Annotated in this window: 15 protein-coding genes and 1 rRNA gene; 12 read left to right on the forward strand and 4 right to left on the reverse strand. The window is 33.1% G+C overall.

All coding sequences use genetic code 11. The features are described from left to right. The 3 genes from LS64_RS13720 to LS64_RS13725 form a co-directional block, all read left to right on the forward strand. Positions 1-771: M23 family metallopeptidase (locus LS64_RS13720; RefSeq protein WP_138127369.1), on the forward strand; the 771-nt coding region annotated here is incomplete at its 5' end. A gap of 2 nt (positions 772-773) precedes the next feature. Beyond that, positions 774-1,346 carry a hypothetical protein gene (locus tag LS64_RS11490; protein ID WP_034571671.1) on the forward strand — a complete coding sequence of 191 codons (573 nt, stop codon included), beginning with the start codon at positions 774-776 and terminating at the stop codon, positions 1,344-1,346. Positions 1,347-1,394: 48 nt separating this feature from the next. Next, the gene (locus LS64_RS13725) at positions 1,395-1,526 is read left to right on the forward strand and encodes a hypothetical protein (RefSeq protein ID WP_272916589.1); all 132 of its coding nucleotides are present in this window, start codon (positions 1,395-1,397) and stop codon (positions 1,524-1,526) included. Here LS64_RS13725 and LS64_RS11495 read toward each other — a convergent pair. Beyond that, positions 1,523-3,481, reverse strand: coding sequence for an acetate--CoA ligase family protein (locus LS64_RS11495; RefSeq protein ID WP_034569509.1), 1,959 nt, complete (start codon positions 3,479-3,481; stop codon positions 1,523-1,525). The genes LS64_RS13725 and LS64_RS11495 overlap by 4 nt on opposite strands. 300 nt (positions 3,482-3,781) lie before the next feature. Here LS64_RS11495 and LS64_RS11500 point away from each other — a divergent pair, with 300 nt between their 5' ends. The 4 genes from LS64_RS11500 (at position 3,782) to LS64_RS12630 (ending at position 10,137) form a co-directional block, all read left to right on the forward strand. Further along, positions 3,782-7,252, forward strand: coding sequence for an apolipoprotein A-IV repeat region-like domain-containing protein (locus LS64_RS11500; RefSeq protein WP_118949411.1), 3,471 nt, complete (start codon positions 3,782-3,784; stop codon positions 7,250-7,252). Between the two features lie 27 nt (positions 7,253-7,279). Continuing rightward, positions 7,280-9,388 carry a succinyl-diaminopimelate desuccinylase gene (gene dapE / locus LS64_RS13445; protein ID WP_237416297.1) on the forward strand — a complete coding sequence of 703 codons (2,109 nt, stop codon included), beginning with the start codon at positions 7,280-7,282 and terminating at the stop codon, positions 9,386-9,388. A 439-nt stretch (positions 9,389-9,827) separates the two neighbouring features. Beyond that, positions 9,828-9,959, forward strand: coding sequence for a hypothetical protein (locus LS64_RS13730; RefSeq protein WP_272916591.1), 132 nt, complete (start codon positions 9,828-9,830; stop codon positions 9,957-9,959). Positions 9,960-9,981: 22 nt separating this feature from the next. Continuing rightward, positions 9,982-10,137 carry a hypothetical protein gene (locus tag LS64_RS12630; RefSeq protein ID WP_160659353.1) on the forward strand — a complete coding sequence of 52 codons (156 nt, stop codon included), beginning with the start codon at positions 9,982-9,984 and terminating at the stop codon, positions 10,135-10,137. Positions 10,138-10,758: 621 nt separating this feature from the next. Here the strand turns inward: LS64_RS12630 and LS64_RS13450 are convergent. Together LS64_RS13450 and LS64_RS11520 are read right to left on the reverse strand one after the other, a co-directional pair. Then, on the reverse strand, positions 10,759-10,926 hold the full coding sequence (locus LS64_RS13450) for a hypothetical protein (RefSeq protein WP_237416296.1): 168 nt from the start codon (positions 10,924-10,926) through the stop codon (positions 10,759-10,761). Further along, a complete protein-coding gene (locus tag LS64_RS11520; protein ID WP_034569766.1) occupies positions 10,919-11,224 on the reverse strand; it encodes a hypothetical protein in 306 nt (101 codons plus the stop codon). Before LS64_RS11520 ends, LS64_RS13450 begins: the two co-directional genes overlap by 8 nt. Positions 11,225-11,440: 216 nt before the next feature. On the opposite strand from LS64_RS11520, the gene LS64_RS11525 reads away from it, so the two are divergent. The 3 genes from LS64_RS11525 to LS64_RS11535 all read left to right on the forward strand — a co-directional run bounded on the left by LS64_RS11525 (position 11,441) and on the right by LS64_RS11535 (position 12,620). After that, positions 11,441-11,713: a hypothetical protein gene (locus LS64_RS11525; RefSeq protein WP_034569764.1), complete on the forward strand. Its 273-nt coding sequence runs from the start codon at positions 11,441-11,443 to the stop codon at positions 11,711-11,713. Positions 11,714-11,773: 60 nt separating this feature from the next. Continuing rightward, on the forward strand, positions 11,774-11,959 hold the full coding sequence (locus LS64_RS11530; RefSeq protein ID WP_034569761.1) for a hypothetical protein: 186 nt from the start codon (positions 11,774-11,776) through the stop codon (positions 11,957-11,959). 217 nt (positions 11,960-12,176) lie between these two features. Continuing rightward, a complete protein-coding gene (locus tag LS64_RS11535; protein WP_052062313.1) occupies positions 12,177-12,620 on the forward strand; it encodes a glycine-rich domain-containing protein in 444 nt (147 codons plus the stop codon). A gap of 3 nt (positions 12,621-12,623) precedes the next feature. Here the strand turns inward: LS64_RS11535 and LS64_RS11540 are convergent, their stop codons facing one another. Next, positions 12,624-14,588 carry a hypothetical protein gene (locus tag LS64_RS11540; RefSeq protein ID WP_034569759.1) on the reverse strand — a complete coding sequence of 655 codons (1,965 nt, stop codon included), beginning with the start codon at positions 14,586-14,588 and terminating at the stop codon, positions 12,624-12,626. Positions 14,589-14,726: 138 nt separating this feature from the next. Between LS64_RS11540 and LS64_RS11545 the strand changes: the two genes are divergently transcribed. Next, positions 14,727-15,311: a DUF502 domain-containing protein gene (locus LS64_RS11545; protein ID WP_034569756.1), complete on the forward strand. Its 585-nt coding sequence runs from the start codon at positions 14,727-14,729 to the stop codon at positions 15,309-15,311. 413 nt (positions 15,312-15,724) lie between these two features. After that, positions 15,725-16,416, forward strand: a 16S ribosomal RNA gene (locus LS64_RS11550); the annotation flags it as partial.

Below are 16,416 nucleotides of genomic sequence, written 5' to 3' on the forward strand. Positions count from 1 at the left end.
AACAACTTATATAACTATGATAAACAAATAGTAGTATTTGCATACACAAAGTCACAAATAACCTTAAATGACAAACAACAAAAAGTATTAAGAAATCCTATCTTTAGAGTTATCACTTGGTTTAATCCTATTGTTAATCCTAGGGTTACTATATATAACTATAGTGGAGTCAAAAAATTACAATCTGCTATGTTTGGACAAGTTAGAATCAATCAAAAACAAGAACCTCAAATCCATCAAGGCATAGACTTATTTGCCAAAAAAGAAACACCTGTATATGCTCCATTAGATTCTAGAGTGCATTTAATAAAAGTTTTTGATGCTAAGAAAGGCAATAGAAATAAAAGTTACGGCAACCAAATAATCCTAGAACTAACAGGAGATGCAATAAAGATTCTAAAAATTAGAAAAAACTTTATTAATTATCAGCTAAAATATAAAAACAAAGGTGAGAAAAAACAAGAAGGATTTAATGAAAACTCAAACACATATTATTTATTATATGCTCATTTAGAGAAAATACTTGTAAAGCAAGGACAAGAAGTAAAAGCAGGAGAGCTTATAGGATATAGTGGTATAAGTGGCAATGCTAATAATACAAAAGCACCACATTTACATCTTGAGGTAAGAGATAATCAAGCAAACAGAATAAACCCAGCCTTTTACTTACAAGCTAAAGTAATTGAAAGTGATTTTACTAAAGAAGAAAAACAAGAACAAGAAAGATGTAGCAAGGATATGGACAATTGTTTATTTAATAAAAAGGAGTGAGCGTGAACATTTGGGAAGAATGGAGAGATGAAAATTCTCCTATGGGATTTAAAAAAGGCTTAAATGTAGAAGAAAGAAAAAGGTTAGTAAAAGATGGATATTCTATTATATTAGATGATATTAATAGCGTTTTAGCTCAAGATGATAGGATTAAATATAAAAAAGAATATAGATATTACACAGAGATAGAATTTAATACTACAGGATATAGCAGTATAGATGAAACAGGACATCTTATCTTAATAATCTATAAAGATGTTAATGTAGCAGAAATCTATAAAAAAAAAATAGGAGAATCAGCCGAAGATTATCCTAATGAAATCACAATGCGTCTATTAAAAATGTCAGCACAAGATTCTTATCCAGATACTATACAATATGACTTGGGCGATACAATAGAGATAAAAAGTAATGGTAACACATATCCACATGAGATACAAGATATTGATTATACATTTCTTTGTGTCTTACATTTTTCTAATAACATTATATTAGTATCTCTAGACTTTAATATATATTATTTTAGACAAGTAGGCAAAGATGTATATTTTATAAATGTGCCATTTGCAACTTAGTCTTATTTAAATTCTTAGTAAAAGGGCAGAATCTTAAAGGTTAGAATTTTGTTTTTGATTCTATATTCATGTGTAAATTGGGATAAAGAAAAAAGGCGGGGTTTAACCCAACAATGTGATATAAATTTACAGAATCTAAGATTCTACAACCCCCGTGTAGAATCTAAAAATGTGGCTTAGCTCTGCGGTAAAAATTCACATGCTTGTGCGATACTAGCAAAGAATAAGATGTCGTTATCAAGGCAGAATTTACGCGCTTCACGCATATTCTCGCCCCCTAGTAAAATAGGCACGACTTTGTGTTTAAAGTTATGCTGTTTTAGAATCTTAACCGTGCCTAAAGCATCCGTCATATCCTGCGGTGTAATAAGCATATAGATTAAGTCGATATTATCGAATTTATCCGCGATTTTCAACGCGTGCTCATATCTATCAGGCAGGGCATCACCGATAACATCAATAGGGTTATTATGCGACCACATCGGCGGTAACGCTTTATCAAGCTCTGCGATTTGGCTAGCATTTAGCTCATACAAATTCTTACCAGCATTGCTAATCGCATCAGTTAGCACCGTGCCTGGACCACCAGCATTTGTGATAACCACGATATTTTTCACATCCTTAAATAATGGCGCAAAAATTAGTGAATCTAGCGTCTCTACCACATGCACGCCTAAGCTTTTCATAATGCCATGAAACATCGCATAATTCCCACTCAAGTTCCCTGTGTGGCTAAATGCCGCCTTTTTAGCCGCTTCACTTTTTGCCGCTTTGAATAAATAAATAGGCTTTTTACAATTTCTAATGCTTTCACACAGCGACCTACCACGCGCCGCACCCTCGATATAAATTGTAATCGCCTTGCAAGTCTTAGCAGAATCTAGCATAGGGATTAAATCCACAGCCCTTAAATCCGCCGCATTACCGATGCTAAATAGGTGTGAAAAGCCGATATTTAGCTCTGCTGCTCTATCCATTAATGACGCTAAAACCGCGCCACTTTGTGATATGAAAGCCAAGTCGCCGCTATGCACTTCGCCTGTGCCAAATGTGATATTAAGTTTTTTAGAATCTTCGTAGAATCCAAGACAATTTGGACCCATAATATTAAAGTTATGCTCTTTGCCAAGACGCGCGATTTCTAGCTCATCTTTTTCATTTCCAGCTTCTTTAAATCCAGCAGTGATAATGATTAGATTCTTAAGATTTTTCTTTACCAAATCATGGATTGTAGGTATTACAAACTTTGCCGCGACCACGATTACAGCGGTGTCAATATCGCCTTCAATATCATTCACACTCTTATATAGCTTCTTACCAAATAGCTCACCACCCTTTGCATTTACATAGAATAGTTCGCCCTCAAAGCTTCTAGCATTTCTAGCGATTGTGTAGCCTGTTTTGCCTTTTTCAGTGTTAGCGCCCACAATTACCACGCGTTTATTATCAAGGAAGTCAGGACGTTTTTTCTCTCTATTGTCTTCTTTATATGTAGAATCTCCTTTTAAGATTCTAGCATCCACTGCTATTAGCCCATCTTTTGTTAGTTTCAAAGGGTTAATATCAAGCTCTTTTATGTTATTTTCTTTTAGCATTTTTTGCACAGATTCTATTAAGTTGATAGCCCACTCTTCTTTATAATCAAACCCGCGGAATCCATGAAACAACTCACCGATTTTAGTCGTAGCAATGGCGCGTTTAATCTCATCTTTACGTGCATTTGCCTCGATATAGCACACATCTTTATATAGCTCAAGGTAGATTCCACCTTTACCAAAAAGGATAACATTACCAAAAGTAGCATCTTCTACGCTACCTACATAAAGCTCCTCGCCAAAGACCATTTGCGTAATGATAAAGCCATCGTTAGAATCTAGCGTAATGTTGTGCTTTTTTAGATTCTCAATGATTTGCCGTCTCCCATTTTCAAGGTCTTCATTGCTATTTAAATGCAAGATTACGCCGCCCACATCGCTTTTATGCACGACTTTTGGCGATTGAATCTTGATTACTGCAGGGAACTTGCTAAAGCTAATCTTTTCATCCAAGCCGACACTTTTGCACTCAGGCGTCTTAATGCCGTATTTACCCAAGAACTTATATAGTTCGCTTTCACTCATAACATCTTTTGCCATAATCTCTCCTTTAAAATTGTAGTATTTTTTATAATATCAAAATATTTGATATTATGATAAAAAATCTTACAACATTACGAATTTTTTTAACGAAGTGTTTCTTAAGACTACATTTTGACATTCACATATCTAAAAAATGTATATAAATGTAACAAAATATAGATTCCATAAACTTACATATAAGATTTAAAAACACACAATAAATTGTTATAATACGCTTTTTTGCTTAGTTAGAATCTGCCTTAAAAAGCCAGAATAGCGAAAAGATTCCACAAATCATAGAATCTAAAAAGGGCATATATGATTGTCAATATACTTTTTACCATAATTATGTTAGGGCTTGCGTTTTGGGATATGAAAAGCTTTAATACCAAAAGCCACAAGGACTTTAAGTCGCTTATGATGAGCCTTGGGATTTTGGGGACATTTGTTGGGATTTTTATCGGGCTGCTTGGCTTTGATACGACTAATTTGCTAGAATCTGTGCCGACTTTGCTTGATGGATTGAAAACCGCGTTTTATACAAGTATCGTTGGGATGGGCTTAGCGATTGCTTTAAGCATATTTCAAAAGGCGAAAACTAAAGCAGACGAAGACGATATAAATGAGCTAGATTTTATAACTCAGCAAGTAAGCAAACTAGATGAACTAAGCAACTTACGCGAACTATCTTACTTACGACAAATTATGCAAGGCATAAAGGCTGAAATCGAAAAAAAGGAAAACTTTGAAACGCAGCTAAAAACTATGCTAAAAGATATAGAATCTTCGCTAAATAAAGCCCTAGAAACATTAGCAAGTGGCGCTAGTAAGGAGCTAATAAAGGCATTAGAAATTGTCATTAGCGATTTTAATAACAATTTGAAAGAACAATTTGGCGAGAACTTTAAACAGCTAAATGAAGCCACAAAAAATATGCTAACGTGGCAGGAAAACTACAAAGATTCTATAGTGCAAAATACGCAATCTATGCAAGAAATGCGACAGAGCTTAAAAGCCGCGCAAGATAATATGGAACAAGCGACCCAGATTCTAAACACAAATACGTTAAATTTAGAAGAGATAAGAAAATATAATGAGAATAATTTAGAGATTCAAGAGCGGCTGCGTGAAGCCTTGAAAACCCTAAATAGCTTAGAATCTAGCTTTGAGGAAAAGCTGGCGGCTATTTCGTCTTTAAAAGATTCTAGTTTAATTGCGTTAGAAACATCCAAACATTTTATAGATTCTATAAGTGAGTCTAAAAATAATTTAGAATCTTATTTTAAAGAATATGATAGCAAAGCATTAGAGTTTTTTAATACAAATTCAAATCGCTTAAAAAGCGTGAGTAGCGAACTTTCCGCTAGTCATATTGAAGCGTTGAACTACATTAAAGATTCTCATAATGAGTTTAAAAATACGCTTACAAATGCAAACGAGCAAGTTTTAGAATCTTTTAAAACCGCCGCTTTAGAATCTAATAATTTGGCAAACCAAACAAGCGATGATTTAAAAGCAAAAGGCGAAGCGTTAAGCGAATTAGCTATAAATTTCAAAACTAATACCGATAAAATGTTACAAAACTTAGAATCTATTAGCCTATATTCTATAAATCACGCTAAAAATCAACATGAAAATATAACACAGCTTTATAATGAAAAATTTAGCACGCTCCAAAACTATATCACAGATACGACAAATACCCTGCGTGACGGCATTCAAGATTACAACGAAAGCTTTAAAACCTTTAGTAAAGATTCTATAAATACGCTAAATTCTAGCTTTAAAGCCGCCCAAGAAAGCCTTAATAACACGCTAAACATAGAGCATGAAAAAATTACAAATAATCTAACTAATTTATATGAAAACTTCACTGACAAAATCGCCCAAAACTTTAGCAATGTAAAAGAGCAGATTTTAGAATCTAGCAAGATTTCCCAAGAAAATATAGAATCTAATTTGAAAAACTTTATAGATTCTAGCAAGACTTGTATCAATGAGCAGATTGAAAGCACGAATATGCTAACAAACGAGCATATTAATAAGCTCCAAGATTTGCACCGCCAAAACTTAGAGCAAATAGAATCTAATCTAGCAAATACCAAAGATTTCTTAACGACTACGCATAATCAAAACTTACAAACGTTAGAAGACTTGCATAAACATTCATTACAAAATTTAGAATCTACCAGCACAAAAACTATGGAAAATACAATTAATAATCTCCAAGAGTTACAAAAAAGCTATAAAGAGAGTTTGCAAAATAATATTGAATCTTTAAATGAAAATCTTTTGAAAGAGGTAGAAAATCTTAGCAAAAGTGCGAATGAAACCTTTAATATTTTTAATGAAACGCTCCACGCCCAGCACAGCAAGGCAACAGATTCTATCTTTGAAGCGATGAAAAATTCTAGTCAATATTTTATCCAAACAAGTGGCGATTTTAACGACCTTTTGAAAGGGCAGTATAAGCGAATGAATACCACTTTTGATAGGCACACACAGGATTTAAGCAACTTCCTTAATGAGCAAACACAAAATCTAACGCAGAACTTGACAGAGCAAACGCAAAATCTTAAAGATGCCCTAAATAGCCAGACAAAACAGCTAAATGAAGACCTTGTCGCTAAAGGGGATACTTTGCATGAATTTTTGCAAACGCAAACGACAAGCCTAGATACGAACCTGCAGCAAATGTTAAGCAAATTTAACAAAATGCTAGAGCATAACTATATAAATTTAAGCGATATGCTTGAAAAAGATAATGAATTGATAGTTAAGAGCCTTGATTCACAAGCGATAAATATTTCAAATAATTTGCTTACGTCGCATAAAAAGTTGGATGATTTTTTCTACACCGCAAATGCGAAATTTAACGAAAAAATGGATAATATGATTGAGCGGATAAACCAAAGCAATGCGCATATTTCTAACTCTTTGGGCGCACTAAGTGGCGAGGCTAAGGCTGGGCTAGATTCTATTAGTAATCTTTTAAGCGAAGTGTATAGCAAAAATGCGGACACTTTTAAGGAAAATATGCAAAATAGCTTTGATACGAATGCGAATTTAATGAAAAATATTAATGAAAATTTGAATAATTTTGTGTCTTCTTTTAGCGGTGCGTCCGCATCTTTTAGCGAGTCGGCAACTAATATCGCCAAACATTTAGAATCTTTGCAAGTGAATAATGAGGCAATGAGTGTGAGTTTGATGAAACAAAATGCGAATTTTGCATCAAGATTCTATGAAAGTTTAGAATCTAATCTAAATAATTTTAATGAAAGAATAGTTTCACAATTTAGTAGTATTATTAATAAAAATAATGAATTGTTGAACTCTTTAGAATCTAAGATTACAAATTTTGAAACTACTTTAACGTCTTTTGACTCGGGGACAAAGGCTAGTTTTGAAGGGCTAAATAATAACTTTAAAAATCTTTGCGTGCAATATATTAAGCTAATGCAAGCAAGTATGCAAACAAATATTAAAAATCAACAAGCAGCAGCCGCTGAATTTAATAAAGCCGTTTTGAGCGTAAAAGAAAATATCGCTACTTTGACAAATTCTAGCACGACTTTATTTGATACGCAAAAAGCGACCTTAGATTCTATAACGCAAACTTTTAGCCAAAACACTGCTCTTTTAACACAGCAAGGCAAAGCCCTACAAGAGAATATTTCATCAAATCTTACAAACCTAGATTCTAAACTCGAGCAAATGACACAGGGCTTTGCTAACAATTATGAATGGTTCTTAAAACGCGTGAAAGACCTTATGGGTAGTAATTAGATTCTGTTGGATTCTAAAGGGTGGAAAATGCGAGATGTTAGTAGTGTTGAGATTTTAAAAAGGCTTGTTAGTTATCCTAGTGTGACGCCTTTGGAGTGTGGGATTTATGAGTATATTGCTACGCTTTTGCCGCAATTTAGACGTTTTGAGATTGAAAAAAATGGCGTGAAAAATGTGCTTTTTTACTACATTCCGCCGAAGTTTTTAGAATCTAATTTGCAAAATTCTATGGATATTACAAATGTTACATCCAAGAGAAATGCCCTAAATAACGAGGTTTTAGAATCTAAAAATATAGAATCTAGTTTGCAAAATTCTAAACAAAAAGATTCTAAAAATACTGAATCTAAAAGCCAAGATTCTATGAAAACAGATTCTAAAAATACACAAGATTCTATCCTATCGCCCACCCACCACCCTATTTTAGAGAAAGATTCTAAAAACCTAAACGCCGCTTACCGCCCTAATAATAAAGAAGATTCTAAAGAAAACGCTCATCGCCCTACTTTAGAAAAAGATTCTAATGATTTTAGTGAAAATGAATTAAAGGCGTTTAGGACTTTGAAACATTTTTGTTTTGCTGGGCATATTGATGTGGTAGCTCCCGGCGGGGATTATATTTGTAAAGATTCTAAGTTTGTGAAAATAGAATCTAAAGATTCTAAAAAAACGCAAGAAAATATAGAATCTAAAGTGCAAGATTCTATGGATATTACAAATGTTACATCCAAGAGAAATGCCCTAAATAACGAGATTTTAGAATCTAAAAATATAGAATCTAATTTGCAAGATTTTACGAAAACAGATTCTAAAAATACTGAATCTAATTCGCAAGATTCTAAAAAAGATTCTAAAAACAACCTATCGCCCACCCACCACCCTATTTTAGAGAAAGATTCTAAAAACTTAAACGCCACTCACCATCCTACTAATGAAAAAGAAGATTCTATAAGTGTGTGGAAATATCCGCCTTTTAGCCCGACTATTGAAATGCAAGAAAATATAGAATCTAGTTTGCAAGATTCTATGGATATTACAAATGTTACATCCAAGAGAAATACCATAAATAGCGAGATTTTAGAATCTAAAAATATAGAATCTAGTTTGCAAGATTCTAAACAAAAAGATTCTAAAAATACTGAATCTCAAAGCCAAGATTCTATAAAAACAGATTCTAAAAACCTATCGCCCACCCACCACCCTACTCATAATAAAGATTTTAAAAACCTAAACGCCGCTTACCGCCCTATTTTTAATAAAGAAGAAAATAAAAAACTTTTCTTATATGGACGGGGTTCTCAAGATATGAAAGGGGGGATTGCCTGTTTTTTGCAAGCCATAATCAACAACTTAGATTCCATAAAAAAGGGCGAAAAAATCATCTCAATCCTGCTAACAAGCGATGAGGAAGGCGATGGAATCTATGGCACAAGATACATGCTAGAAGTGCTAAAAGAAAAAAACTTACTGCCACACTACGCCATTGTCGCCGAGCCAACAAGCGAAAAAAAATCAGGCGATACAATCAAAGTCGGTCGCCGCGGCTCAATCAATGGCAAAATCACAATCAAAGGCAAGCAAGGGCATGTCGCCTACCCTGAAAAATGCGTAAATCCGCTTGAGCTTTTGGGCGCGAAACTAGGCAAATTAGCAGGGGTGAATTTGGATAGCGGCGATGCAAATTTTGCGCCTTCAAAGCTCGTCATCACCGACATTCGCGGTGGCATTGAAGCGGTAAATGTGACCCCGGCGGAGCTAAAAATTATGTTTAATGTGCGAAACTCGACTTTGAGTGATGTGGATAGCGTGAAAGGCTACATTGAAAGTGTGCTAAAAGGCGTCCCACACGAGCTTTCTTTGAAGCAAACATCAAAAAGTTTTGTCGCAAAAAAAGATTCTAAATTAGTGAAATTGCTAGAAAAAAGCGTGGTGGAAACGCAAGGATTTAAGCCAACTTTAAGCACGAGCGGGGGGACAAGTGATGCACGTTTCTTTAGCGAATATGGCGTAGAAGTCGCGGAAGTGGGCGTTTGCAATGATAGAATCCACGCTGTAAATGAACGCGTTGCTTTAAGCGATATAGAATCTTTGAGGCAAATTTTTGAGTGTGTGATAAACTCGCTAGAAATGCTTTGAGATTTATAGAATCTAGATTCTAAACACAAATCTTATAATCCTACAAATTTCCACAAAACTTTTACAAATACTATTGACAATATATATATATATATATAATGCTACACATATTTTAACAAAAAGGAGTTTTTATGTTATATTGTTTTGATTGCAATGGCACGGGTAAAGTTAGGGATGGTGATGGGAACTGGATGATATGTCCTAATTGTGGTGGTCGTGGTGAAACTGAAGAGTAATAAGACAACAAATTTATTGTAAAGGAGAAAGTTATGGAAGTATTTGTGAGATGTGAGACATGTGGTGGCAGTGGAAAAATTTGGGATGACTATTCTAAGCAATGGGAAATATGTGGTTCTTGCGGTGGTAGCGGAGAAGCTTAGAATACGCAACATTTTGAAAGGAAGTTTTGACACAGCTTATATTCATATAAGGAGACTTTATGGGAAATGGTGGCATAGAATGTCCCGCTTGCAATGGCAAAGGCACATACAAAGATGACAATGGCAAAGTTATCGCAAAATGCGAAAAATGCAACGGACAAGGGACAATATACATAAACAATAAAAAGTAGATTCTATCCAAGGGATAAAATAATGCGATTAGAAATCAGCTTAGAAACCTATAAAGACTTGCTTAAAAGTAATAATATTGATGAAACATTCAAAACATTCGCTAAAAATTTGCTTAATACTGACTTTTTAAAACGTCGTAATTCGCATAATATCCGCAGATTCTATGAATGCTTATAAAATTAAATTTAGATTCTAGAATCTAAACTCAAAATCCATTAAAAAGATTCTATAATTTCATTTTTACCAAAATGGATTCAAACAATGAAATACCTAACTTTTAAAAATAAAAATTACGAAATTTATAATATTGATTGTAAAAAAGGTTTAGAATCTATCCCTAGCAATAGCATAGATTTTATCAATATAAAAGCATATTAAAATAGTTTTAAAAACAAAATTTGTATTTTTCCACACTCGCAATTTTTAGCAAATATTTTTGTATAGATTCTAAAATTACACCTTGTGCCATAGTAATATCATTGCTGCACTAAAGGAGTTAAATCAACCGATTTAAACTTACACTTTTGCCGTGTGGAAATGTTAAGTCTATGGACTAAGGAAAATCTTTTTACAAAACTGATGTAAATAAAAATCTTTATAAACACTAAAATCATAGAATCTTAAAACACAAAACAACAAAATTAGATTCTATAAACAAATCACAAACCTTAGAATCTAGATTCTATCGTTTATATGTTTTATCATCCCTTTTATCAATTTTTATCACGCTAACGATGAAAATTTCTTGCTTTGTGACTAAGCCGATTACGATATTGCCCTATTCGCCATCTATATCTATTATCTTTGTAGCCTTTTAAATATTTGGCATTTGGCATAAAGGTCGCCGCTATAATTTGGCAGGGTTTCACTCAAAAAATTCGCGATTTTTACATTCGCCTCTTTGTTTGTCTTGGCTAAATCATCGACAAATTTATTCGCCTTTTTGTCAATTTCAACCTTAATCATCATAAGTCCTATTTATATCCGCCTGTAGCTCGACATCTAGCCTGTCGCGCTCCTCTTGCGTCATACTTTCCCAAATTTTTTGTGCATTTTTTATGCAGCTTGCCTTTTCAATCGGTATAAACTCATACTTTGGCTTTTTAGTGGGCTTTTTCACCTTTGCCTTTAAATACGCGATTAAATCTTTGTTTTCCTTGCTTTGCTTTTCAAGCTTTGCTTTTCTTTTCTCTGCATAATTTAGCGAACGTTTCAACTCCGCATAGCCCATATTTTCGTATTTTTCATAGTTTAGAGTTTGCATTTTTTACCCTTTTTATGATGAATTGCTTAGAATCTTAGCATAATTAATTTGAAAATATTATAAAATCTAGATTCTATAATTTCATAAAATCTAACCAAACTTTATTATAAAACTAAACCCACAAATTTCCACAAAACTTTTACAAATACTATTGACAATATATATAATGCTACTTGCTATTTTAATTAATGGCTAAATTTTAGCAAGGAGCTTATTATGGGGATGTTAGATGATTTGTGGGATTATCTTGTGACAGGTAGGAGTGAAAGCGATGGTCGCGTTATTAAATGTCCTGCAACAAATGGTCAAACTTCGGTAAAGTGCGGTGCTGTGGTTACTAGATTAAAACGAGTTGAAACGACATCTTGGGGTAGGCTTTCAAAAGAAGAGAAAAATTGGACTAAAGATTATAGATGCCCTAGCTGTGGGAAAACTATCAAGGTTCAATGTGTTGATGGCACTAAAATATACACAAGTGTTGTGCGTTAATTCAAGTCAAAATAGAATGATAGATTCTATAATCTTTAATTCTTTTCACAAGGAGTTATTATGTCTAGCAAAGTTTTTTACATTGATTGCCCGGTTTGCAAGGCTTTTGTATTTAAGTATAATCTAAAAGAAAATTACAAAGAGGTTGAAGCTGAGCATAAAAAATGCAATAATTGCAACACACAAGTTTATTATCAAGTTGTAGATGGCGAACGCTTATATATCAGCAGATATAAATATAAATAGTTGAAATTCTAATCTTGTTGGTTTAATATAGCGATAGTTTCGCACTAGATTCTATAATAAAAGATAGAATCTTACTTAAGATAATCTAATAAAAAATTACGATTTTTTCTTAGCTCATAGCGATAAAAAAGGCTATTACAAAAAGACGTATAGAATCCCTGAAATCACTAAACGCACACTAAATGATTTAAGAAAAGAAAATATAAATATTGCCATTATGGAATTTTTAGAAAAATATCCACTTATATTACACACAGAATTTGAAAGATGGCTAAAGACTAAGCATACAAGTATGCTTTCATACATTTTAGATAAATATTGGCATAATTTTATGATTTATACTTACGAATATAAATCATGGTGCTTTGATAATTTTTCGCGTTTTATCCACCACGTCCCTATGCTACAATATGAAAAAGATGAGTTTTTAGCCCTTGATTCTAATTTAGCAATGGATTCTAAAAATGATAAAGCCACAGATTCTAAACATAATAAAGCAGAGTATTTTTTCCGCGAAAACGCCCTATTTTTCGCAAAATATACCGCCAAATTCCCTTTAACACAAAACATTTTAATTTATAACTTCCCATATAAACTTTTAGCACAGAATCTAGATTTTAAAACAATTAAAAATATAATCCGCTACATCGCTAAAATATAGAATCTAGATACTAAAATCAATGGCATTTGTGGGCAGGTTTAAAGAGATATTTTTAGGTATCGCATAGATTATTTTGTCTAAAAAAGTTTGATTTGTTAGTATATCACCACACGCGAAAACTTCGCTTACGCCGTAGTTTGTAAGCATATCGCCACACAGCGTGCCAATAAATTCGCACAAACTCTCAATCACGCCAAAAGCAATAAGCTCAACTTCCACACCCGCAAGGTAAAAACTAAGCACGCTACGCAGGATTCGCGCGTAATCTAGGCTGATATTTTCACTAATTTTCACCAGCTTAAAATCAATTCTAGGACCGCGTTCTCGCACGCAATTATTTGCGTAAATCAAAAGATTTTGCGGGAGATTTAGCAGTTTTTCTATCAGTGTAAAAATATCAATTAAGTTATTAGATTCTATATTTTTTGTATTAAATTGTTTTGAATCTTGTAACTTTTTAGAATCTAAGCCGATTTTACTAGCAAAGTTAGAATCTAGCCCCCAAGTTTGCGCTATTCCTGCGTGTTGCAAAGCAAAATTTTTTAGCAATTTATCGCCATTTTGATAAGTGTAAAGTGTCTTTAAATGTGTAGCTAAATTTGTGCTAAAAGAAATGTTTAAAATCTCGCTATACTCGGCGTTTCCTTTCAAATTATAAAGCCAAAAAAGGCTATTATTTCGACTTGAAAGTAGGATTATAAATTTCTTATTTTGAGTAATTATTTGATTGTTTAAAAAACCTGAAAGGTCGGTGTGCGCGTATTTTAGCGGCACAAAACGTCCACTCTCACTACTTGCCACAATTTGCAAATTAGAATCTAAATGATATTTTAAAGTGTAAGAAATATCGATTTGCTCGGCGTTTTTAGCACTTTTAAGGCTTTTAAAAAAGGCAAAATCAATGTTAAAATTTTTCTGCAATTTATCAAATAAAAGCATTAAAAAACAATCATTTGGCAAACTTGCTAAAATTGTATTTTTAGATTCTAAAAAGTTATGATTTTTAGAATTTTTTGACTTAGAATCTTCTGTGTTAAAATCTTTAGAATCTTGCGACACTTTAGATTCTATGTTTTTGCAATCTATCGGGCGAAACTGCGACACAAACGCACTTTTTAGTGCTAATAAAATCTCTATATTTTCCAAACTTGCCAAAATCTGCTTTTGAATATCGCTAATCCTTAGATAGCTAGTCGCATTATACAAATCAGCAAACATCACATGTGGAATGTTATCAATATTTAGGGCTTTAGATTCTATAACTTTTTTCTTAGAATCTTTTAGATTTAATAACTCTTTATCAATAAAAAGTTCAAATATTTCCTTATCTTTTTGAATAATAATTTTTTTGTTTTCTACTAATTTTTTAGCTAGATTTTCTAAAATAGATTCTATAGAATCTTTGCTTTTTATAGTTATAAAATTTCTAATTAATTCATAATTTTGTTTTATATTTTGTAAGTCTTTAATGCTAGGAATTATATTTTTAGAATCTAAATTCGCTGTGGCAAATTCTATAAAACTAGATTCACTAAAATCACAAAAAGTTTCAATATTTATAGAATCTAAGCTAATAAATTCTAAATTTTGAAAGGTAAAATTAAGCGACAAAGGCAAATCACTTAAAGCATTTGAAAAATCCAAAATATTTTTGCTGCTTCCTTGCATAAAAATAAAAAACTTTTGGCTATTTTGCGTAGATTCTATAGAATCTATTTTGTATTTTATGGTGATTTTTGTAACAAATTCAGCAGATTCTAAACTAGATTCTATAGAATCTAAAAACTCCAAAACAATATTTTTTAGCAAAAAAATCATATTATTCGCGCTTTTAGATTGCGTCATTTTAAAGGTAAAAAGGGCATTTTGATTATCATTTTGAGCGACTTCAAAGCCGCTAGATTCAGCACTTTCAATGCTGTAATCCATCTCATTTATCACAATAATTTCTTGCTCTTTTTCACTCATAAATTTCCTTGCCAAACACTATAAAATGCAAATTATAACACAAAAATAACGCATATTTTTTGTCAAAAACACAGGAAATTTTGTAATAATTTTAGTGTTAAAATGCGTAAAAAAATAAAAAACTTGTAAGGAAATATCGTGGGTGGATTTTTTAGAATCTTTGGCAAGGGCGTGCTCGTGATTTTGCCATTTTGCATTGTGGCGTGGCTTTTGTTTTTTTTATTTGGTATGCTAGATGGCGTGTGGAACTTGGTTTTGGGCTTTGTTAGATGGGCTGCAAAGCACTTTGCAAACGAGGATTTTGACGTGGAAATCCCTAGCATTGTGGCGAGTTCGGCGCTCATTTTGCTGATTTTGGCGGTGATTTTTTTTATCGGCTATCGCTTTGAGAAGCGGCAAAATGTGATTTTTGTAAAGCTTGGCGAGTGGATTATTAGCAAGATTCCCTTGCTTGGCAGCGTGTATTACACGATTAAGGATTTGACGAATATGCTAAGTGGCGAGAGCAAGGATAAGTATCTTGGCGTGGCGTTTGTGGAGCTTGGTGGGGGCGAGATTATGGGCTTTATTACACGCGAAGAGGGTGAGTATTTTTGGGTGTTTTGCCCTTTGACGCCGCCGACATCTGGGCTACTTTTACGCATTCATAAGGATAAAATAAAAAAATCAAATATGAGTGTGAGCGATGGCTTAAAAAAACTTGTTAGTTTTGGGATGAAGTAGCTAAGAATTTTTAAGTCTTTTATCTAAATAGTCAAGTAATTTTGTTTTATGAGCTTCATATTTTATAAACAAACTGCATTCTTTAAGCTAGGTTTAAGGTTAGTTTAGGTATAGTTTCGTTTCGCAAGTTTGAATTTGCGGTTCTGCTTTTACTTCTTTTGTGATTTAAGGCATGATCTTTGAAAACTAAGCAAAGCTTAAATATTGTTTAATTCTTTAATACAACTCAAATATTGCTTTGGATTTTATCGCTTTATCTTAATTTGGCGATAGAATCTTTAATCTTTGCAAGATTTTTAAAAAGAACTAGGATTATATTTTCTATAATTTTTAACCTAAATTGTTATGGAATCTTTAACTTTTATGTTTTTAGATTCTATGATTTTGTTGTGTTTTATAGCACAATAAACTTTTTTATGGAGAGTTTGATCCTGGCTCAGAGTGAACGCTGGCGGCGTGCCTAATACATGCAAGTCGAACGATGAAGCTTTTAGCTTGCTAGAAGTGGATTAGTGGCGCACGGGTGAGTAACGCATAGATAACATGCCCTTTAGTCTGGGATAGCCATTGGAAACGATGATTAATACTAGATACACCCCATGGGGGAAAGTGGCTCTTAAATAAGTCTATATTTGTTGTTGTGTATATTCTTTGGATAAAGTTAAGGAGTTTTTTATGGCTGTAAATAAAGATAGTATAGGTAATTTTATATCGTGCGTGGCGGATAAATTAACAAATTCTGGGGAAGGTGATAAAGTTTCTAAATTTACAGATTCTATACAAAAATCTTTTGCAAGTAAAAAGGATTTGGGTATTTCTGACGTAAAAGATGCTGCAAGTAGTGCTGGTATTTCTATTGCACTTATCGCTGTTGTTTTAGATTGTGCTTACAAGCACTTTATAAAGTAGTTTTAAGATTTAAGAATATACACACAATAAATCAAATTTAGATTTATTTAAGAGCTTACGCTAAAGGATTGGTCTATGTCCTATCAGCTTGTTGGTAAGGTAATGGCTTACCAAGGCTATGACGGGTATCCGGCCTGAGAGGGTGAACGGACACACTGGAACTGAGACACGGTCCAGACTCCTACGGGAGGCAGCA

The organism is Helicobacter saguini, from assembly GCF_000762875.2.
Taxonomy (GTDB): Bacteria; Campylobacterota; Campylobacteria; order Campylobacterales; family Helicobacteraceae; genus Helicobacter_A; species Helicobacter_A saguini.

Excerpts from the sequence above, each read along its gene's own strand:
- LS64_RS11495 (WP_034569509.1), bottom strand. The coding sequence starts at position 3,481 with ATGGCAAAAGATGTTATGAGTGAAAGCGAACTATATAAGTTCTTGGGT.
- LS64_RS11500 (WP_118949411.1), top strand. The coding sequence starts at position 3,782 with ATGATTGTCAATATACTTTTTACCATAATTATGTTAGGGCTTGCGTTT.
- dapE (WP_237416297.1), top strand. The coding sequence starts at position 7,280 with ATGCGAGATGTTAGTAGTGTTGAGATTTTAAAAAGGCTTGTTAGTTAT.
- LS64_RS13730 (WP_272916591.1), top strand. The coding sequence starts at position 9,828 with ATGGGAAATGGTGGCATAGAATGTCCCGCTTGCAATGGCAAAGGCACA.
- LS64_RS12630 (WP_160659353.1), top strand. The coding sequence starts at position 9,982 with ATGCGATTAGAAATCAGCTTAGAAACCTATAAAGACTTGCTTAAAAGT.
- LS64_RS13450 (WP_237416296.1), bottom strand. The coding sequence starts at position 10,926 with ATGATTAAGGTTGAAATTGACAAAAAGGCGAATAAATTTGTCGATGAT.
- LS64_RS11520 (WP_034569766.1), bottom strand. The coding sequence starts at position 11,224 with ATGCAAACTCTAAACTATGAAAAATACGAAAATATGGGCTATGCGGAG.
- LS64_RS11525 (WP_034569764.1), top strand. The coding sequence starts at position 11,441 with ATGGGGATGTTAGATGATTTGTGGGATTATCTTGTGACAGGTAGGAGT.
- LS64_RS11530 (WP_034569761.1), top strand. The coding sequence starts at position 11,774 with ATGTCTAGCAAAGTTTTTTACATTGATTGCCCGGTTTGCAAGGCTTTT.
- LS64_RS11535 (WP_052062313.1), top strand. The coding sequence starts at position 12,177 with ATGGAATTTTTAGAAAAATATCCACTTATATTACACACAGAATTTGAA.
- LS64_RS11540 (WP_034569759.1), bottom strand. The coding sequence starts at position 14,588 with ATGAGTGAAAAAGAGCAAGAAATTATTGTGATAAATGAGATGGATTAC.